The 18,793-nt window shown below is 63.2% G+C and carries 17 protein-coding genes; 10 read left to right on the top strand and 7 right to left on the bottom strand.

All coding sequences use genetic code 11. The annotated features are described in order from the left end of the window. Nucleotides 1-61: 61 nt before the first annotated feature. The 3 genes from SJY10_RS07720 to SJY10_RS07710 are packed head-to-tail and all read right to left on the bottom strand — an operon-like array spanning nt 62 to nt 1,417. Nucleotides 62-577, bottom strand: a complete 516-nt coding sequence (locus tag SJY10_RS07720) for a hypothetical protein (protein ID WP_386681190.1) — start codon at nt 575-577, stop codon at nt 62-64. Beyond that, on the bottom strand, nt 574-714 hold the full coding sequence (locus SJY10_RS07715) for a hypothetical protein (protein ID WP_386681188.1): 141 nt from the start codon (nt 712-714) through the stop codon (nt 574-576). Before SJY10_RS07715 ends, SJY10_RS07720 begins: the two co-directional genes overlap by 4 nt. Before the next feature lie 40 nt (nt 715-754). Continuing rightward, complete coding sequence (locus SJY10_RS07710; RefSeq protein ID WP_386681186.1) at nt 755-1,417, bottom strand: HAD-IA family hydrolase; 663 nt, start codon at nt 1,415-1,417, stop codon at nt 755-757. A gap of 131 nt (nt 1,418-1,548) precedes the next feature. On the opposite strand from SJY10_RS07710, the gene glmU reads away from it, so the two are divergent. After that, the gene (gene glmU, locus SJY10_RS07705) at nt 1,549-2,898 is read left to right on the top strand and encodes a bifunctional UDP-N-acetylglucosamine diphosphorylase/glucosamine-1-phosphate N-acetyltransferase GlmU (protein WP_386681184.1); all 1,350 of its coding nucleotides are present in this window, start codon (nt 1,549-1,551) and stop codon (nt 2,896-2,898) included. A 4-nt stretch (nt 2,899-2,902) separates the two neighbouring features. Further along, nucleotides 2,903-4,726 (top strand): glutamine--fructose-6-phosphate transaminase (isomerizing), encoded by a 1,824-nt coding sequence (gene glmS / locus SJY10_RS07700; RefSeq protein WP_386681182.1) that lies wholly within the window; start codon nt 2,903-2,905, stop codon nt 4,724-4,726. A 141-nt stretch (nt 4,727-4,867) separates the two neighbouring features. Here the strand turns inward: glmS and SJY10_RS07695 are convergent, their stop codons facing one another. Next, the gene (locus SJY10_RS07695; protein WP_386681180.1) at nt 4,868-5,350 is read right to left on the bottom strand and encodes a D-galactarate dehydratase; all 483 of its coding nucleotides are present in this window, start codon (nt 5,348-5,350) and stop codon (nt 4,868-4,870) included. A gap of 86 nt (nt 5,351-5,436) precedes the next feature. Between SJY10_RS07695 and moaA the strand changes: the two genes are divergently transcribed. The 3 genes from moaA to SJY10_RS07680 are packed head-to-tail and all read left to right on the top strand — an operon-like array spanning nt 5,437 to nt 8,787. After that, nucleotides 5,437-6,441, top strand: a complete 1,005-nt coding sequence (moaA, locus tag SJY10_RS07690) for a GTP 3',8-cyclase MoaA (RefSeq protein WP_386681178.1) — start codon at nt 5,437-5,439, stop codon at nt 6,439-6,441. Nucleotide 6,442: 1 nt separating this feature from the next. Next, complete coding sequence (locus tag SJY10_RS07685) at nt 6,443-7,723, top strand: 3-deoxy-D-manno-octulosonic acid transferase (RefSeq protein WP_386681176.1); 1,281 nt, start codon at nt 6,443-6,445, stop codon at nt 7,721-7,723. Beyond that, nucleotides 7,720-8,787 (top strand): glycosyltransferase family 4 protein, encoded by a 1,068-nt coding sequence (locus tag SJY10_RS07680; RefSeq protein ID WP_386681174.1) that lies wholly within the window; start codon nt 7,720-7,722, stop codon nt 8,785-8,787. The genes SJY10_RS07685 and SJY10_RS07680 overlap by 4 nt, the downstream gene beginning before the upstream one ends. A gap of 149 nt (nt 8,788-8,936) precedes the next feature. Here the strand turns inward: SJY10_RS07680 and SJY10_RS07675 are convergent, their stop codons facing one another. Genes SJY10_RS07675 through argE form a run of 3 tightly spaced genes read right to left on the bottom strand, consistent with a single transcriptional unit; the run spans nt 8,937 to nt 12,655 of the window. Continuing rightward, the gene (locus SJY10_RS07675; protein WP_386681172.1) at nt 8,937-10,100 is read right to left on the bottom strand and encodes a M20 aminoacylase family protein; all 1,164 of its coding nucleotides are present in this window, start codon (nt 10,098-10,100) and stop codon (nt 8,937-8,939) included. Nucleotides 10,101-10,154: 54 nt separating this feature from the next. Continuing rightward, a complete protein-coding gene (locus SJY10_RS07670; protein ID WP_386681170.1) occupies nt 10,155-11,495 on the bottom strand; it encodes an NAD(P)/FAD-dependent oxidoreductase in 1,341 nt (446 codons plus the stop codon). Further along, a complete protein-coding gene (gene argE, locus SJY10_RS07665; RefSeq protein ID WP_386681168.1) occupies nt 11,492-12,655 on the bottom strand; it encodes an acetylornithine deacetylase in 1,164 nt (387 codons plus the stop codon). The genes SJY10_RS07670 and argE overlap by 4 nt, the downstream gene beginning before the upstream one ends. Before the next feature lie 260 nt (nt 12,656-12,915). On the opposite strand from argE, the gene SJY10_RS07660 reads away from it, so the two are divergent. The 5 genes from SJY10_RS07660 (at nt 12,916) to SJY10_RS07640 (ending at nt 18,776) form a co-directional block, all read left to right on the top strand. Further along, nucleotides 12,916-13,929, top strand: coding sequence for an ABC transporter ATP-binding protein (locus tag SJY10_RS07660; protein ID WP_386681167.1), 1,014 nt, complete (start codon nt 12,916-12,918; stop codon nt 13,927-13,929). Further along, complete coding sequence (locus tag SJY10_RS07655) at nt 13,922-14,944, top strand: ABC transporter ATP-binding protein (RefSeq protein ID WP_386681165.1); 1,023 nt, start codon at nt 13,922-13,924, stop codon at nt 14,942-14,944. The genes SJY10_RS07660 and SJY10_RS07655 overlap by 8 nt, the downstream gene beginning before the upstream one ends. A gap of 24 nt (nt 14,945-14,968) precedes the next feature. Next, nucleotides 14,969-16,690, top strand: coding sequence for a peptide ABC transporter substrate-binding protein (locus SJY10_RS07650; protein WP_386681163.1), 1,722 nt, complete (start codon nt 14,969-14,971; stop codon nt 16,688-16,690). Nucleotides 16,691-16,786: 96 nt separating this feature from the next. Continuing rightward, the gene (locus SJY10_RS07645) at nt 16,787-17,794 is read left to right on the top strand and encodes an ABC transporter permease (RefSeq protein ID WP_386681161.1); all 1,008 of its coding nucleotides are present in this window, start codon (nt 16,787-16,789) and stop codon (nt 17,792-17,794) included. After that, on the top strand, nt 17,787-18,776 hold the full coding sequence (locus SJY10_RS07640; RefSeq protein ID WP_386681159.1) for an ABC transporter permease: 990 nt from the start codon (nt 17,787-17,789) through the stop codon (nt 18,774-18,776). The genes SJY10_RS07645 and SJY10_RS07640 overlap by 8 nt, the downstream gene beginning before the upstream one ends. The last annotated feature ends 17 nt before the right edge of the window (nt 18,777-18,793 follow it).

Raw genomic sequence — 18,793 nt, 5'->3', positions numbered from 1 at the left:
CGCCCCCTGTTCATCTGGCCAATTAAACTCCCGCCGGAGGCATCCCCCGCCCCAAAGGCGATCACTTCACCCCGAAGGCCCGCAGATCAAGCCTGCGAAAATTTTCGTGCTCGGCCCGGGTCAGCGGATACCGCCGCAGCATCGTGTCGTTCTCGGTATGCACGCGGGCACCCCAGTCGCTGCGCAGATGACCCATCAGGCGGATATGACCGTCGATCCAAGTGCCGCGCGAATAATCATCGCTGCCGATCAGCCCGTCCAGCGCGCCGGGCCAAAGGCGCCGCAGGGCACCAAGCCAGCCAGGGGCCGTCACGGTGCAGGTGCGGCGCTCTTCCGCCATGGCCCGCAACCGCATTTCCCGGCACAGCAGCCGAAACAGCAATTCATGCCCGTCAACCGTCTCGCGCGACCGCTCCATCCCGTCATCATCGACAACAAGATCAAAGAAGGGTCCCTCGCCTTCCACATGGGGTGTACCATCGCCTCGAGGGCGGCGGTCGATGGTATAGGCAGGATCAGGGCGATTGATGCGGTCCAGCGCATCGCGGATCGCCGCTTCGACTTCGGCCAGCCTCATGCCGGCCCCGCAGGCCGGGACACGGCATCAGGGGCGGACCGGCCTGCCCGCGTCGCCGCCGGCACGACGGGGCGGGCCACCGCGCCAGCGGCCAGCGCGACGCGCTGCGGGAAATAACCGTTAGGAACCTTGAACATGGGCCTGACATTCGCGCCGGACAGGCGCGGCGTCAATGGCCTAGCCGATCAGCTTTCGCACAACCGCCCCTAGGTCATCATAGTGATCCAGCAGGGCGTCCGGCATCAAAGCGGCCATATCCTCGCCTGCGGGGCCGAATGTGACCAGCACGGATGGCACGCCAGCGGCGCGGGCGGTTTTCGAATCCGTTTCGGTATCGCCTACCAGCAGACAACGGGTGGTATCGCCCCCCGCGCGGCGCACGGTTTCGAACAGATGCTCCGGATCGGGCTTGCGCACGGGCAGCGTATCGGCCCCCAGCATGGCGTGAAACCGGTCCAGCACCCCCAGTGCGGTCAGCAACTGAATCGCCAGCGCCTCTGGCTTGTTGGTGCAGATCGCCACGCGGTAACCCGCGTCCACAAGCCCGTTGATCGCCGCAATCGCGCCGTCATACAGATAGGTATGGGTGCTGATCGCCTGCCCGTAATAGTCCAGCAGCGGCTGATACTGAGCGTCTACCACATCCTCGTCAGGCACACCGGCGCGTTCCAGCCCCAGCCGCAGCATCGCCTTGGCCCCGCGCACGGCGGTTTTCTGATCCAGCGTCGCATCCAGCTGGTCACCCAGCCCCAGATCGCGAAAACAGGCGTTGGCGGCGGCAATCAGATCGCCGCTTGTATTGGCTAGGGTGCCATCCAGATCAAAAACCACTGTGCGCATGTCGTGTATCCCTCGTGTCACCTCGCGCCCACTGTTACGGGTCTGTAAACCTTCGTGACGCCCGCCTCCCTTGTATCGGCAGGCGGAATGGATACAACCCACGCCAAAGACGGCATGATAAAGGCAGGCATATGAACACGGCATTAATCGTCCTTGCAGCGGGCAAGGGCACGCGGATGCAGTCCGACCTGCCCAAGGTGCTTCACCCCCTTGCCGGTGCCCCCCTGCTGATCCACGCGCTGCAGTCAGGCGGCACGCTAGACCCGGACCGCACCGTTGTCGTCACCGGACATGGCGGCGATCAGGTGACACGCGCGGCGCAATCCTTTGACGACCGTATCACCTGCGTGCAGCAGACCGAACAGCTCGGCACCGCTCATGCTGTGGCCCAGGCCCGCCCCGCACTTGACGGCTTTTCCGGCAATGCGGTCGTGCTTTACGGCGATACCCCCTTCATCAGCCCCGACACGCTGGATGCGATGATCACCGCCCGCGCTAAACATGACGTCGTGGTGCTGGGCTTTCATGCCGCCGATCCGGGCCGCTATGGCCGCCTTGTGATGGACGGCGACACGCTGGCCGCGATCACCGAATACAAAGACGCAGACGAGGCGACCCGCGCGATTACCCTGTGCAACTCCGGCGTCATCTGCGCCGATGCAGACACGCTGTTTTCCCTGATCGAGGCCGTCGGCAACGACAACGCATCCGGCGAATACTATCTGACCGACATCGTCGGCCTTGCCCGCGCGCGGGGCCTGTCCGCTGGCGTCGTTACCTGCGATGAATCCGAAACGCTCGGCATCAATTCGCGCGCCGAGCTCGCCGCGGCAGAGCAGCAATACCAGCGCCGCGCCCGGAGCACTGCCATCGCCGACGGCGTCACCATGCCCGCGCCCGATACGGTGATCTTTGCCCATGATACCTATATCGGGGCCGACGCGTTGATCGAACCCTACGTCGTCTTCGCCCCCGGCGTGACAGTCGAATCCGGCGCAGTCATTCGCGCCTTTTCCCACCTCGAAGGCTGCCACGTCAGCCAGGGCGCCGTCGTCGGCCCCTACGCCCGCCTGCGCCCCGGCGCGGAACTCGCCGAAGGCGCGAAGGTCGGCAATTTCGTCGAAATCAAAAACGCCCTGATCGACACTGGTGCCAAAGTGAACCACCTCACCTATATCGGCGATGCGCAGGTCGGCGCGGGGGCCAATATCGGCGCGGGCACCGTGACCTGCAATTACGACGGCTACTTCAAGCATCAGACCGTGATCGGCGCGGGGGCCTTCATCGGCTCCTCTACCATGCTGGTCGCCCCGGTCACTGTCGGTGCCGGCGCGATGACCGGTTCCGGTTCTGTCATTACGCGCGACGTGCCCGCAGGCGATCTGGCCCTTGGCCGCGCCCCCCAAGTGAACAAGGCAGGCCTCGCTGCGCGCCTGATGGATAAACTCAAGGCCCTCAAGGCCGCCAGCAAGAAAGGCTGACCCCATGTGCGGTATTGTCGGAGTCCTGTCGAACCACGAAGCCGCCCCCATTCTGGTGGATGCGCTGAAACGCCTTGAATACCGCGGCTATGACAGTGCGGGGATCGCGACGATCCACAACAATGCGCTGGACCGCCGCCGGGCCATCGGCAAGCTGGTGAACCTTCAGGATTTGCTGGTGCACGACCCCCTTGCAGGGAAATCCGGCATTGGCCACACCCGCTGGGCCACCCACGGCGTGCCATCCGTCACCAACGCCCACCCGCACCGCGCGGGCCGCGTTGCGGTCGTGCATAACGGCATCATCGAAAACTTTCGCGAATTGCGCAGCTTTCTTGCCGGCAACGGCATCGGCTATGAAACCGACACCGACACGGAAACCGTCGCCCTGCTGGCACAATTCCATCTAGATCAGGGCAAATCCCCCCGCGAAGCGGCCGCCGCGACCATCGCCCAACTGCATGGTGCCTATGCGCTGTGCTTTTTGTTCGACGGCGAAGACGACCTGCTGATCGCCGCCCGCAAAGGCAGCCCGCTGGCCATCGGTCACGGGGACGGTGAAAACTTCGTCGGCTCCGACGCCATCGCGCTGGCCCCGATGACCGACACGATCACCTATTTGGACGAAGGCGACTGGGCCATCGTCACGCGCCATAGCATTGAAATTCGCGACGCCGCCGGCGAACAAGTCAGCCGCCCCCGCAAAAAGACTGAAACAGGCTCCGCCGCCGTCGACAAATCCGGCTACAAGCACTTCATGGCCAAGGAAATCGCCGAACAGCCCACCGTGCTGCAAGGGGCGCTGGCCCATTACATCAACGCCGCCGGCACCGAAGTCACCCTGCCAGAGCCTGGCATCGACTTCGCCCAGGTCGAACGTCTGACGCTGGTCGCCTGCGGCACGGCCTTCTATGCCTGTATGGTGGCGAAATACTGGTTCGAACAGATCGCCCGCATTCCCGTCGAAATCGACGTCGCCTCCGAATTCCGCTACCGCGAACCGCCCGTCACCCGCGGGACCGTGGCGCTGTTCGTCAGCCAATCGGGCGAAACCGCCGACACCTTGGCCGCCCTGCGCTATATGGTGGGCAAGGCTGACCGCATCCTGTCGGTCGTGAACGTGCCCGAATCCTCTATCGCACGCGAAAGCGATCTGGCCCTGCCCATCCTCGCCGGAATCGAAGTCGGCGTCGCCTCAACCAAGGCCTTTACCTGCCAGCTCACCACCCTTGCGCTGGTCGTGCTTAAAGCCGCCGCCGACCGGGGCGAAATGGACGAGGCCACCCTTGCCCAGCGCCTTACCGACCTGCGCCAGCTGCCCGGCATCATGAACGCCGCGCTGAATATCGAAGGGGCGACGCAGGCCCTTGCGCAAGAACTGTCAGAGGCCCGCGACATCCTGTTTTTGGGCCGCGGCGCAATGTATCCCCTCGCCCATGAAGGCGCGCTGAAGCTGAAGGAAATCAGCTACATCCACGCCGAAGCCTATGCCTCGGGCGAGCTGAAACACGGCCCCATCGCACTGGTCGACCCTGCCGTGCCGGTCATCGTCATGGCCCCGACCGACGCGCTTTTCGATAAAACCGTGTCCAACATGCAAGAGGTCATGGCCCGCGGCGGCAAGGTGCTGCTGATCACCGACGCCGAAGGTGCGCGCACCGCGTCAGAAGGCGTCTGGAAAACCCTGATCCTGCCCGATGTGCCCGACTTCCTCGCGCCCATCCTTTACGCCATCCCGGCGCAACTGCTGGCCTATCACACCGCGATCGCCAAAGGCACGGATGTGGACCAACCCCGCAATCTGGCAAAATCCGTCACGGTGGAATGAAAAAACCGGCCGGCTTTGCCCGGCCGGTTGGCACCTGACCTGCAAGCGACCGCAGCCCGGTCCAAACTTCTTCTGGTCAAAAATATCCTGGGGTCCGGGGCAAAGCCCCGAAAAGGGTGGCGGGCGGGGCCCGCCAGCCCCCTATTGCGCGTAAACTGTCACCTCTGCGATGTCGGTCAACGGAATATCCAGCAGCCGCATCGCCGCCAGCGAAATCTGGCTGCCGGACCCTGCGGCCCCGCCAGAGGGGCGCAGTTCCACATTGGCGTCCTTGCCGTTGTAGGACACCCGCCCCATCGTCAAGGCGTCCACCAATGGCGTCTTCAGCCAGATGCCCGGCTCTGCGGGTGGCCCAAGCGTCGCCTGCGTGGTGCCCAGTGCGGACACGGGCGCATCGACCTTTACCGCCAGCGCCTCGGCCTTGTCTTCAGCCGTGGTCGTGTCGAACTGATCGACGGTGCGCGCGGCGGCGGGCGGGCGGGGCGGCGGTGTGGGGTCAAGCGTGGGCGCAGGTGCCGCGACCGCCGCGGTTGGCACGGCGGCGGGGGCCGTGGCTGCGGCTGGGTCCATCATCGCCTCACAGGCGGACAGGGCGAAGGCGGGGATCAATAACAGGATTCTCATGGCGTTACGCTATGACCCGTGCACAAAACTGACAAGTCCCCGCCTGCGCCTTGCGCAGAGATGCGCGCAGCCCTAGGTTCAAGTTTATGAATGCACCATTGATAGACCCTTTCGCCCGCGCGATCCGTTATCTGCGCGTCTCTGTGACGGACCGCTGCGATTTTCGCTGCGTCTATTGCATGTCAGAAAACATGACCTTTCTGCCCAAAAAGGAACTGCTGACACTAGAGGAGCTGGACCGCATGTGCTCCGCCTTTGTCCGGCTTGGCGTGGAAAAGCTGCGCATTACCGGAGGAGAGCCTTTGGTGCGCCGCGAAATCATGACCTTTTTCCGGTCCATGTCGCGGCATCTGGACAGCGGTGCGCTAAAAGAATTGACGCTGACGACCAACGGCAGCCAGCTGGAACGCTTTGCGACGGACCTATACGCCGCGGGCGTGCGCCGGGTGAATGTCTCGCTCGATACGCTGGACGAGGCGAAGTTTGCCCGCGTCACCCGCTGGGGCCGTCTGCCGCAGGTGATGCGCGGTATCGACGCGGCCCAGGCCGCCGGTCTGCGCGTCAAGATCAACGCCGTCGCGCTGAAGGACTTCAACGAGGACGAGCTGTTCACCATGACGACATGGGCCGCGTCCCGCGACATCGACATGACCTTTATCGAAGTGATGCCCATGGGCGATATCGGTAACGAGGATCGCATCGGCCAGTTCTGGTCCCTCAAAGACCTGCGCGCGCAGCTGGCCAGCCGCTATACCGTGACCGACCTGCCCGACAATTCCGGCGGTCCTGCCCGCTATGTGCGGCTGGAACAAACCGGTCAAAAGATCGGCTTCATCACGCCAATGACCCACAATTTCTGCGAATCCTGCAACCGCGTCCGCATCACCTGCACTGGCGAAATCTATACCTGTCTGGGGCAAGAGGGGCACTCTGACCTGCGCGGCCCGCTGCGGTCATCCGAATCCGATGCCGTCCTCGAAGACGCGATCCGCGCCGCGATTGCGCTTAAACCCAAGGGCCATGATTTTGATTATTCACGCCAGACGGTCGACGGCCAGGTCAGCCGCCACATGAGCCATACCGGCGGCTGACATGACACGCCCGCCCTTGGCCTTGCGCGTCTACGGGCGGGTTGCGAATGTCGCAGCGCCGTTGCTGTTTCGCCGTATCAGGGGCCGCCTGATTGCTCACGGCACCGCCCCCGCCCGCACCCGCGAACGGCTCGGCCATGCCACGCTGCCGCGCCCCGCCGGGCGGCTGATCTGGTTTCACGGTGCCTCTGTTGGCGAAAGCCTCTCTGCCCTGCCGGTGATTGCAGCCCTGCTGGACCAGCCGGACGCGCCGACAATCCTTGTGACATCAGGCACCGCCACCAGCGCGCAAATCTTGGCTCAGCGCCTGCCACAGGGGTGCATTCACCAGTTCGCCCCCTTGGACAGCGCCGCCGCCCTACGCCGGTTCAATGCCCATTGGCAGCCCGATCTGCTGGTGCTGATGGAATCCGAAATCTGGCCTCAGATGATCGCCACCGCCCCCTGCCCGGTTGTGCTACTGAATGCCCGCCTGTCACCCCGCGCGCTGGCGCGTTGGCAAAAACTGGGCGCATCAGCCGGCTGGCTGTTGGGGCGGCTTGCCTTGATCGTGGCCCAGACAGAGGCGGTCGCGACAGGCCTACGCAGCCTTGGCGTTGCGCCCGGCCGCATCCGCACCGGTGCAAACCTCAAGGCCGCCGCAGCGCCGCCATCCACTGACGCCGGCACCCTTGCGCAGATGAACAGCGCCCTTGGCACCCGCCCCCGCTGGCTTGCCGCATCGACCCATGCGGGCGAGGAAACCCTGCTGCTGGAGGTTCACAAGGCCTTGCTGGACGCATCGCCGGACCTGTGCCTGATCCTTGCCCCGCGCCACCCCGACCGCGCCGACCGTATCGCCCGGATGATCGTGGACGCCGGCCTGACCCTGACCCGCCGCAGCGCAGGGGACACCCCCACCGCGCAAGTCTATCTGGCCGACACGCTTGGAGAGATGGGGCTATGGTACCGCACCGCGCCGCTGACCTTTGTCGGTGGATCGCTGACCCCTAACGGCGGCCATAACCCGTGGGAAGCCGCCCCACTGGGTACGGCCCTGCTGACCGGGACATATCTGAACAACTGCGCCGCCGACTGGCAAATGCTGGCGCAGGCGCAGGGGGCCGTGACAGACCTGACAGCGGACCGGCTGACCGATACCCTGCGTGACATGCTGGACAATCCGCAAATCGGCCGCGATATGGCCGGCCATGCCGCCGCCTGCGCCATGGCGCAAAAGGGCGACCTTGCCCATATCGTAGCAGAATTGACCGCCCTGCTGCCCGCAAAGGACACCGCATGATCCGTGATCCGAATACGATTAGCGTCATTGCGCCGAACCTGAAAAAGCGGCTGTCCGGTGTGACATCGACGGTGCTGCGTCTTGTGCCGCTGCAGGCCCGCGATATCGCCATTGCCGCGACCGGTCCGGTGCTCCCTGCCAGCGTGCCGCAAATCCCGCTGCGCCGCCTGCTGACGATGTCCCGCCAAGGCCCCGGCGGCGGTCCCCGCGTCTGGCATGCCCGGCGCAATATCGAAATGATCGCGGGTCTTGGCCTGAAACACCTGCTGCGCAAAGACCTGCAACTGATGTTCACCTCTGCGTCCCAGCGACATCACACCGGCCTGACGCGCTGGCTGATCGGGCGGATGGATGCCGTTTTTGCGACCTCTGCCCTGACACAAGCCTACCTCAAGGTGCCAAGCACCGTGATCCACCATGGCATCGACACCGATACCTTTGCCCCCACCACGGACAAGGCCGCCCTGCGCGCGCGCTTGGGCCTGCCGCAGGATGCGCTGCTGATCGGCTGCTATGGCCGTATCCGTTCCTCCAAAGGCACTGATATTTTTGTAGAGGCCATGCTGGAAACCCTGCCGCGCCACCCAACGGCCATCGGCCTGGTTATGGGGCGCGCCGTAGGGCGCGACACCCCGTTCCTGCAGGCGCTTCGCGACCGCGTCCAGGGCCACAAGCTAGTAGACCGCTTGCGTTTCCTGCCCGAAGTACCCGCCGACGCCACCGCCCCCTGGTATGCCGCCCTTGACCTTTATGTCGCGCCGCAACGCCACGAAGGCTTTGGTCTGACCCCGCTTGAAGCCATGGCCTGCGGCGTGCCAACCATCGCGACCCGCACAGGCGCTTTCGCTGAAATTATCGCAGAGGATACGACAGGTACAATCATCCCTACCGATGACGCGGCTGCGCTGACTGCGGCATTGCATGACATCCTGTCAGACCCCGCGCGGCTGACCCGCTGGCAAGCCGCCTGCCGCCCCCGCGCCGAGGATGGTTTTCGGATCAATGACGAAGCCCAGTCGCTAATTGCGATCTATCGCCAGTTGTTGAGCCACAGCGCCGATTGATACCGCAGACCGGGGGCTGTCTGCCCCCGGACCCCCGAGGATATTTTCAACCAGAAGAAGGGCGGACCCGCTAACGCAAGACCGCCCCCCCCTCTCTGTTTTAAAAATATCCCCGCCGGAGGCTTGCCCTGCAGCGCAGGGCAAATCGTTTAGGCAGCGGGCATCCGTTTTTCGACAATTTCGGCCCACCAGCTGCAGCCCGCCGGGATGACGTCGTCGTTGAAGTTGTACTCGGGGTGATGCACGCTGGCACCGTCACCGTTGCCAACCAGAATGTAGGCCCCTGGGCGTTCTTCAAGCATAAAGGCGAAATCCTCGCCGCCCATGACTAAGGGTGCTTCGGCGCAATCGCCGGATATGCTACGGGCGACATCGGCGGCGAACTCTGTCTGCTCTGGGCTGTTAACCATGACGGGGTAGCCTTTGATGTAATTCACATCGGCCTTTGCGCCAAAGGCGCTTGCGGTGCCTTCCGCCAGGGCCTTGAGCCGGGTTTCGGCAAGGGCGCGCATGTCTTTGGACATTGTGCGCACAGTGCCCTTTAGCATGACCCGCTGGGCGATCACGTTGAAGGCTTTGGAGGAGCTTTCGATGCTGGTCACGGAGACGACAACCTGATCGGTCGGATCGGCGTTGCGGGAAGCGATGGACTGCAGGGCGACGACGACATGGGATGCGATCAGCGTGCTGTCGATCGTCTCATGCGGCTTGGCCGCGTGGCCGCCCTTTCCCTCTACAGTGATTTCAAACTGATCGGTCGCGGCGAAAAACGCGCCTGTACGGATGCCGAAGGCACCCAGCGGCATGCCGGGCCAGTTGTGCATACCGTAGACTTCGTCGATGGACCAGCGGTCCATCATGCCGTCATCGCACATTTCCTTGCCGCCGCCGCCGCCTTCTTCGGCGGGTTGAAAGATCACGACGACTGTGCCGTCGAAATTGCGGGTTTCCGCCAGGTATTGTGCAGCCCCCATCAGCATGGCCGTATGGCCATCGTGGCCGCAGGCATGCATCGCGCCGGGGGTTTTGCTGGCATAGGGCAGACCCGTTGCCTCTAGGATTGGCAGCGCGTCCATATCGGCACGCAGTCCGATGGTGCGGCCCTTGGTATCTGACTTGCCCTTGATCACGCCAACGACACCGGTGCGGCCGATGCCGGTGACGACCTCGTCGCAGCCGATGGCGGTCAGGTGGTCAGCGACCACCTTGGCGGTGCGGTGGGTTTCAAACAGGATTTCGGGGTGTTCGTGCAGATCGCGGCGGATTGCAGTGATATCGGGCAGCAGTTCGGCAAAGCGGTTCTTAACAGGCATTCAAGCTCTCCAGTCTAGGTATCGTCGGGGCACCGCCGTGCTGGCGGCGCAGGGTCAAAGGTTCGGGCCCGCGATCAATTTTGATCCGTCGGTAAAGCGGGACAGGCGGAAGCGGTGCAGATCAAATCCCGGTGCCTGCCCCAGCGCCAGCCGCGCGGTGATGCGACCAAAGGCGGGGCCGATGCCGAAGCCGTGACCGCACATCCCCGTGCAAAGAGTCAGGCCCGGGATCTGGTCAACATGGTCCACCACGGGCACGATGTCGGGCAGCGTGTCGATCATGCCGGCCCAGCTTTGGGCGATTGTGACCTGGCCCAGTCCGGGAAAGGTATCGGCAAAATCGCGGGCCATCTTTTTCACGCGGCCCGTGTTGGGGGATGGATCAAGGATGCGGCAACGTTCAAACGGGCTGACATCGCCGTCGCCCCACTGGCGCGGGGTGCGCCATGCGTCGGGATAGCCGCCGGGCGCGGCCGGCAGCAGTCTGGTGCCAAGCGGATCCTGCCACAGCAGGCCCGCAAAGTTGCGCAGGGCACGAAAGGCATCCGGCCCGACGAAGAGTTCATGAAAGCCGGCGGGCGCAAGGGTATAGCCGCCATCGGCGCGCTTGCGCCATGCCAGCCGCCTGTCGACCGCGCCGCCAAGGTTCACATCGCCCATCCGCGTCGTCGCGGCGACGGTGGCGCGCACGGACAGTTGCGGGATATTCACACCGTGACGGCGCAGGAACAGCGATGACCACGACCCGCCCGCCAGCACCACGGCTTTTGTGCGCACTAGCCCCTGTTCCGTCACAACCCCCGCCACGCGCCCGCCCACCAGATCAAGTCCGCGCACGGCGCAGCCTTCGACGATCTGCACGCCGGCCTTGCGGGCGGCAGCGGCGAATTTCGGCACAGCAAGCCATGGCTCTGCCTTCATGTCGGTGCGGGTCCACAGTGCGCCCGCATAAGCGCGCTTGGCCCCCGGCAGAGCTTCTGCCAGACGCTGGCCTGTCAACATCATCGCGCCGGGGCGATGCGGGGCAGCGGCCCGTTGCCATGCGGCAAAGGCGGCCATTTGCGCCTCGTCTTCGGCCAGATAAAGCGTGCCTGTCTGGCGCAGACCAATATCGCCCACCTCGGCGGCAAGGTCCGGCCACATGCGCTGCGCCTCTTGCATAATCGGAAGCTCGTCCAGATCGCGGCCCTGCGCGCGGATCCAGCCCCAGTTGCGGCTGGATTGTTCGCCGGCGATGCGCCCCTTTTCCAGCAGCACAACGCTTTGCCCGGCCCGCGCCAGTTCCCACGCGGTCATAACGCCGATGATGCCGCCGCCGATGACGACGGCATCCGCCTGTACGGGCTGCGGCCCCGTAAATTGCGCCGGGGTGGTCATGGTGATGGGAAAGGTCACTTCAGATCAGCGACCAGAGCGCGCATGAAGTCCTGCCCTGCGGTGAACTGATCCACCGTGATGAATTCATCGGGCTGATGCGCCTGCGCAATATCGCCCGGCCCCACGACGCAGGCGGAAAAGCCGCGTTCCTGAAATTGGCCCGCTTCGGTGCCATAGCTGACGACATGGGTGCCGTTGTCACCGGTCAGGCGGCGGGCCAGCTCTTCGGCTTTGCCCATGTTTTCCGGCGCAAGACCCGGCAGGCCAAAGCTTTGCACCACGTCGATCCCGGTTTCGGGATGGATCGCCTGCATCTCCGCCTCGATTTCGGCGACCTTTGCCATGAACAGATCGCGCCACGTGGCGACGTCTTCGCCCGGAACGGTGCGAAAGCTCAGGTCAAAGTGGCAGTCCTTGGCAGTAATGTTGTGGGCGGTACCGCCCTGAATGGTGCCGACATGCACGCTGGTAAAGGGCGGGTCAAAGGCGGCGGCCATGGGCGCGGGTGTCTTTGCCATTTGCTGTGCGTTGATCTGGTTGGCCCAGTCGATCAGCCGCGCGGCCTGCATCACAGCGCTGACGCCTTCGGTGATCTTGGACGAGTGCACCTCGAATCCGCGCACATGCACGGACAGGCCGATGCCGCCCTTGTGGCCGGTGACGACCTGCATCATCGACGGCTCGCCCACCAGCACCGTATCGCCGCGGGGCAAATCGTGGGCGACCATGTGGTCGATCATCACCGGCGCGCCGGTGCAGCCGATTTCCTCGTCATAGCTGAGTGCGATTTGCAGCGGGCGGCTGATGCCCTGGCGTGCGGCGTGGCCCATCGCCCAAAGCGCCAATGCGTCGAATCCCTTCATGTCGCAACAACCGCGGCCGAACAGCTTGCCGTCCTTTTCGACGACCGTGAAGGGGTCCGTCGTCCAGTCCTGACCGTCGACGGGCACCACATCCGTATGCCCCGACAAAACCACAGCGCCGGGAATCAACGGGCCGATATGGGCGTAAAGCGCGGCCTTATTCCCGCAGGGGCTGGGGACGCGCACAACCTTTGCACCGATTCCCGTCAGGTAATCCTGCGCCCAGTCGATCAGATCCAGATTGCTGTCGCGGCTGACTGTGGGAAAGCTGACAAGCTTGTCCAGCAATGCGCGCGGGCTGTCATTGGCGGTCATATGCGCGGTCCTTTGGCGGCGGAAATATGAATGCGCCCACCCTGCCCGCCGAATCCCAAAGGTCAAGGCACCCTGCGACCAACCTTGCCGATCTTTCGCGCAAAACCTTTGCAAATGCTAAATATTTCAGCGAGATGATTGTTGACCGCATGGTAAATACCTTTCCACTTGCGGGTAAAGCTAACCGTGATACCGTTAAAGGCAGACGACCTGCACTAAAGACAGGCGATTGCTTAAAAATGAACCGGGGAGGTTCGCTTATGCCCGATGGGGCGCTACGGCCGGGGTCGGCTGATCCCGTGCTGGATGTGCGGGGTCTGAAGACCGTTTTCAAAGTGCGCGGCGGCGAAGTGCATGCCGTCAATGATGTGAGCTTTAACCTGCGCGCCGGAGAGCTTCTTGGCGTTGTGGGCGAAAGCGGCTCTGGCAAGTCTGTGACCATGATGTCCTTGCTGGGTCTGCTGCCCAGCCCGCCCGCCGATGTGCGCGGTGGCACGGTCACGTTTGAAGGTCAGGATCTGCTGCAGGTTACGCCGGACCAGCTGCGCGCTGTGCGCGGCGGGCGCATCGGTTTCGTCTTCCAAGACCCGATGACGTCCCTGAACCCCGTGTTCACTGTCGGTTATCAGATCATGGAGCCGCTGCGATCCCACATGGGTCTGAACAAAAAGGCCGCCCGCGCCCGGGCGCAGGAACTGCTGGAACTGGTCGGCATCCCCGGCGCGGCGCAGCGGCTGGACGATTATCCGCACCAGTTTTCCGGCGGGATGCGCCAGCGTGTGATGATCGCGATTGCGCTGGCCTGCGATCCTAAGGTGCTGATCGCGGACGAGCCGACGACCGCCCTTGATGTGACCATTCAGGCGCAGATCATCGAATTGATGAAGGAATTGCGCGACAAGCTGGGGATGGCGGTGATCTGGATCACCCACGACCTTGGCGTTATTGCCGGCATCGCTGACCGCGTGCTTGTTATGTATGGCGGACAGGTTGTCGAACATGCGCCGGTGCAGGAACTTTTCCGCAATCCGCAGCACCCCTATACCCGCGCCTTGCTGACCACGATTCCGAAAATTAGTGGCGCGCGTGCCCGGCGCCTGACGGTCATTCAGGGCCAGCCGCCGATTCTGGGCGATGCGCCCGCCGCCTGCCCGTTCCGCGACCGCTGCGATGTGGCGATTGCACGCTGCGCGCAGGAAAACCCGCCTCGCTATGATCTGGGCGGCGGTCACGATGCGGCCTGTTTTGTGGCGAAAGGGGCAAGCGATGCTTGATTCTACCGAAACGCCTTTGGTGCGCGTGCGCGACCTCAAGATGCACTTTCCAATCTATTCCGGCCTGCTGCGCCGCCAGACCGGCGCGGTCAAGGCCGTGGACGGCGTCAGCTTTGACGTCAAACAGGGCGAAACGCTGGGCCTTGTGGGGGAATCCGGTTGCGGCAAATCCACCTGCGGGCGCGCGATCCTGCGCCTGTATGACATCACCGGCGGCGAGGTGACGATCGACGGCACCGAGATTGGCCAGATGTCGCAGTCAGACCTGCGCACCAAGCGGCCCACCATGCAGATGGTATTTCAGGACCCGCAGGCATCCTTGAACCCGCGCATGACGGTCGAGGCGATTATCCGCGAGCCGCTGGACGAGCACACATCCCTGTCGGCCGCTGAAAAGGAAGCCAAGGTCGCAGAGCTGATGGACGCTGTCGGCCTGAACCGCCGCTTTGCCAAACGCTACCCTCATGCCTTTTCCGGTGGCCAGCGCCAGCGCATTGGCATCGCCCGGGCTTTGGCGCTGAACCCCAAGTTCATCGTTTGCGACGAACCAATTGCCGCGCTTGATGTGTCCATTCAGGCGCAGGTCGTGAACCTGCTGGAAGACTTGCAGGAACAATACGGCCTGACCTATTTGTTTATCAGTCACGATCTGTCGATGGTGCGCCATATCGCGACGCGCATCGCGGTCATGTATTTGGGCAAGGTGGTCGAACTGGCCCCGCGCGCAGAGCTGTATGACGACCCGTTGCACCCTTACACCAAGGCGCTGCTGTCCGCCGTGCCCGAACCCGATCCGTCCATCGCGCAGACTCGCGAACGGATCGTACTACAGGGCGATGTGCCGTCACCGGCCAACCCGCCCAAGGGCTGCAATTTCTGCACCCGCTGCCCGGCCGTCATGCCGGTCTGCAAAGACATAGAACCCACCTATCAAGAGGTGACGCCGGGCCGTTTTGTGGCCTGCCACCTGTTCGAGACAACCGGCACGGCGGAGAAAACCGCTGGCCACATCTGATCATCAACAAGGGAGAGTTACCTGATGAAAATGAAAACAATGCTTATGGGCGCTGCCGCCACCATGGCCTTTGGCCAGATGGCTATTGCAGACGCCCACGAAGGCGAGCGGGGCCGTGACGGCGCGCTTGGCATCATCTATTGGCAAGCGCCATCCATCATGAACGCCTATCTGTCGGGCGGCACCAAGGACATCGAGGCCGCGTCGCTGGTCACCGAACCCCTTGGCCGCTATGACGAAACCGGCGCGCCTGTGGCCTGGCTGGTCGACGAAATCCCCACCGTCGCCAACGGCGGCGTGGCCGAAGACCTGACTTCGATCACGTGGAAGCTGACCGAAGGCCTGCTGTGGTCCGACGGCACGCCCGTCACCTCTGCCGACGTCAAGTTCACTGCTGATTACTGCATGGACCCCGAAGGCGGCTGCGCGCAGCTGGCCAAGTTCGAAGGCGTTGAGTCCGTCGAAGTCATCGACGATCTGACGGTCAAGGTGAACTTCTCTGCCCCGACCCCGAACCCATATGGTCCCTTCATGGGTAACCAGTCGCCGATCATTCAGGCCGCCCAGTTTGCCGAATGCACTGGCACCCGCGCGCCGGAATGTACCGACGCCAACTTCATGCCCATCGGCACCGGTCCCTTCGTTGTGACGGATTTCCGCACCAACGATGTGATCCAGCTGGAAGCCAACCCCAACTACCGTGACCCGATGAAGCCGGCCTTCCAGACCGTCACCTTCAAAGGAGGCGGCGACGCAGAGGCCGCTGGCCGCGCTGTGCTGCAGACTGGCGAATTCGACTACGCTTGGAACCTTCAGCTGGCACCCGATGTCATCACTGCCATGGCTGAAGGCGGCGTTGGCACGCCCGTGTCCGCATTCGGCACCTTGGTCGAGCGGATCGAGATGAACATGACCGATCCGTCATCCAGCCTGCCCGAGGGCGAGCGTGCAACCGCCGCACACCCGCACCCGTTCCTGTCGGACGAGAAAGTCCGCCGCGCCCTGTCCATGGCCATCGACCGCGACCTGCTGGTTGAAGTCGGCTATGGCGATGCGGGCCGTGCGACCTGTAACCTGGTCCCTGCCCCGGCCATGTTCGCATCCGACAACACCGACTGCCTTGTGCAGGATATCGAAGGTGCCAAGGCGCTGCTGGACGAAGCCGGCTGGACCGACACGAACGGCAACGGTATCCGCGACAAGGACGGCGTGGAGATGAACATCCTGTTCCAGACCTCCACCAACGCGGTGCGTCAGGACTTCCAAGCGCTGATCAAGGATTGGTGGGAACAGATCGGCACGAGCGTCGAGCTGCGCAACATCGACGGTTCGGTCTTCTTTGGCGGTGATCCGGGTTCGCCCGATACCTTCCAGAAGTTCTATGCCGACGTGGAAATGTACGCCAACAACTTCGACGGCACCGATCCTGCGTCCTATCTGGCGTCCTACACCTGTGAAAAGGCACCGCGCCCCGACACCGGCTGGCAGGGCGAGAACATCAACCGTTATTGCGATCCCGCATATGACGAACTGGTGGCAGAGCTGAACGCGACCGCCGATCTCGAAGAGCGGACAACCATCGCCAAAAAGCTGAACGACATGATCACCAAAGAGTCGATGACCATCGTCCCGCTGGTTGACCGTGGCCGTGTATCTGCCCACGCCAACAGCCTTGGCGGCGTGCTGCTGAACACATGGGATTCAGAGCTGTGGAACGCAGCTGACTGGTATCGCATCAAGGAATAAGTCTTCCGTCCGGCGCGGGCGGGGATCATCCCCCGCCCCGCCGTTTTTTGTCTGCCGCTTTGCCCGCAAAGCCCTGACCCAAGGCGCCCCAACGCAATGCTGACCTACACCCTTCGCAGGCTGCTGATCTCGATCCCGACGCTTTTGTTCATCGCTTTCGTGATCTTCATGCTGCTGGAACTCGCCCCCGGCGATCCCATGGCGAACATGCCCCTGACAATCCCGCCCGAAGTCAAAGAAAAGATGCGCCTTGCCTTGGGACTGGGAGAGCCCTGGTGGGTCCGCTTCCCGCTGTGGCTAAAGCAGTTTTTCATCGTCGAGCCGCAGTATTGGTTCGATAGCGCCTTTGGCACCAATTTCGCAGATGGCGCGCAGCGCATCATCAGCTTTCAGTCGCGCAGCCCCGTGTTCGACACCATCGCACAGCGGATGCCCCAGACCCTGTGGGTTGTCGGCATGTCATATGTGGTCGGCGTTCTGATTGCCCTGCCCATCGGCATCATCAGTGCCTACCGCCAGTATTCGGTGTTCGATCAGGTTGGCACATTCGTGTCGATGATCGGCTTTTCCGTGCCGCCGTTCTTTTCCGGCGTGCTGTTGATCGTAATCTTCTCGGTCACACTTGGTTGGCTGCCGTCGATCTATGACACCACCCATGTCGTGAACGACTGGGCCAGCTTCAAGGTGCAGTTGCTGCAGATGATCATGCCCGTCATGGTGCTGGCGCTGCAAACCACGGCGCAGGTCAGCCGCTACATGCGGGCATCTATGCTGGATAACTTGGGCCAAGATTATGTGCGCACCGCCCGCGCCAAGGGGATGAAGGAATCGGTCGTGGTCATGCGCCATGTGCTGCGCAATTCCATGATCCCCGTCATCACCGTCATCGCCCTTGGCATCCCCGCCATTTTTGGCGGTGCCATCATCACAGAACAGATTTTCAAGGTGAACGGCCTTGGCCAGTTGCTGATTATCGCCCTGCAGGGCAATGACATTCCGATGGTGATGACCCTGACCTTTCTCTTTGCGATCCTGATCGTGATGTTCAACCTGATTGCCGACGTCCTTTATGGCGTGTTCGACCCAAGGATCCGCTATGACTGATCGTGACCCCCACGCCGATGCCGACAACCTGCTGGTGGCCGGCGATCCCACCGCCCCTGTCACCGCGGTCAAGGCCCGTAGCCAGTGGCTTGACGTCTGGGACCAGTTCCGCACCCACAAGGGCGCCATGGCGTCGCTGTTCTTTCTGGTGGTCATCATCGCATTTACGCTGGCAGGCCCGTTGGTCTGGAAACTGGACCCTGCCGCGCTGGATATCCGCAACAAGGACCTGCGCCCGATCATCAACGCCCTGTGGGGCGCAGAGAAGGTATCTTGGGCCCACCCCTTTGGCACTGATAACCTTGGTCGCGATTTGATGGCGCAGATCATGCAGGGCGGACGGATCAGCCTTGCCGTCGGGGCCGCCGCGATGATCCTTGCCATCCTGATCGGCACTTTCGTCGGCGTGCTGGCAGGCTATTTCAATCGCCTTGACGGTCTGCTGATGCGCCTGACCGACCTGTTCCTTGCCCTGCCCCTGCTGCCACTGCTGCTGGTGATGATGCTGCTGTTCCGCGACCCGCTTCGCAGCGCCTTCGGACCAGAGGAAGGTATCTTTATTCTGATCGTTGCAGGCATCGGCATTACCAGTTGGATGCATACCGCCCGCATCGTGCGCGGCGATGTGCTGGCGCTGAAAGAACGCGAATACGTCCTTGCCGCCCGTAGCATCGGCACGCCTAGCCGGCGCATCATCACGCGGCACCTGCTGCCTAACGTGCTGTCACCGATCATGGTCAGCGCGACCCTTGGCCTTGCCACCGCGATCATCACCGAAAGCGCGCTGTCGTTCCTTGGCCTTGGCTTTCCGCCGGATTTCCCGACATGGGGTAAGATCCTAGCCGATAGCGTGCCGCGCATGACCGCCTTTCCCGAACGCGTGGTGCTGCCGGGTATGGCCATCTCGCTGACCGTGTTGGCGGTGAACTATATCGGCGACGGTCTGCGCGACGCGCTCGACCCCCGCATCCGCGGGCTATAACATATCGCCTTCAGGCT

The organism is Loktanella sp. R86503, assembly GCF_042466455.1.
Taxonomy (GTDB): Bacteria; Pseudomonadota; Alphaproteobacteria; order Rhodobacterales; family Rhodobacteraceae; genus Loktanella.
This window is presented reverse-complemented; position numbering and strand designations above follow the sequence as displayed.

Excerpts from the sequence above, each read along its gene's own strand:
- SJY10_RS07720 (WP_386681190.1), bottom strand. The coding sequence starts at position 577 with ATGAGGCTGGCCGAAGTCGAAGCGGCGATCCGCGATGCGCTGGACCGC.
- SJY10_RS07715 (WP_386681188.1), bottom strand. The coding sequence starts at position 714 with ATGTTCAAGGTTCCTAACGGTTATTTCCCGCAGCGCGTCGCGCTGGCC.
- SJY10_RS07710 (WP_386681186.1), bottom strand. The coding sequence starts at position 1,417 with ATGCGCACAGTGGTTTTTGATCTGGATGGCACCCTAGCCAATACAAGC.
- glmU (WP_386681184.1), top strand. The coding sequence starts at position 1,549 with ATGAACACGGCATTAATCGTCCTTGCAGCGGGCAAGGGCACGCGGATG.
- glmS (WP_386681182.1), top strand. The coding sequence starts at position 2,903 with ATGTGCGGTATTGTCGGAGTCCTGTCGAACCACGAAGCCGCCCCCATT.
- SJY10_RS07695 (WP_386681180.1), bottom strand. The coding sequence starts at position 5,350 with ATGAGAATCCTGTTATTGATCCCCGCCTTCGCCCTGTCCGCCTGTGAG.
- moaA (WP_386681178.1), top strand. The coding sequence starts at position 5,437 with ATGAATGCACCATTGATAGACCCTTTCGCCCGCGCGATCCGTTATCTG.
- SJY10_RS07685 (WP_386681176.1), top strand. The coding sequence starts at position 6,443 with ATGACACGCCCGCCCTTGGCCTTGCGCGTCTACGGGCGGGTTGCGAAT.
- SJY10_RS07680 (WP_386681174.1), top strand. The coding sequence starts at position 7,720 with ATGATCCGTGATCCGAATACGATTAGCGTCATTGCGCCGAACCTGAAA.
- SJY10_RS07675 (WP_386681172.1), bottom strand. The coding sequence starts at position 10,100 with ATGCCTGTTAAGAACCGCTTTGCCGAACTGCTGCCCGATATCACTGCA.
- argE (WP_386681168.1), bottom strand. The coding sequence starts at position 12,655 with ATGACCGCCAATGACAGCCCGCGCGCATTGCTGGACAAGCTTGTCAGC.
- SJY10_RS07660 (WP_386681167.1), top strand. The coding sequence starts at position 12,916 with ATGCCCGATGGGGCGCTACGGCCGGGGTCGGCTGATCCCGTGCTGGAT.
- SJY10_RS07655 (WP_386681165.1), top strand. The coding sequence starts at position 13,922 with ATGCTTGATTCTACCGAAACGCCTTTGGTGCGCGTGCGCGACCTCAAG.
- SJY10_RS07650 (WP_386681163.1), top strand. The coding sequence starts at position 14,969 with ATGAAAATGAAAACAATGCTTATGGGCGCTGCCGCCACCATGGCCTTT.
- SJY10_RS07645 (WP_386681161.1), top strand. The coding sequence starts at position 16,787 with ATGCTGACCTACACCCTTCGCAGGCTGCTGATCTCGATCCCGACGCTT.
- SJY10_RS07640 (WP_386681159.1), top strand. The coding sequence starts at position 17,787 with ATGACTGATCGTGACCCCCACGCCGATGCCGACAACCTGCTGGTGGCC.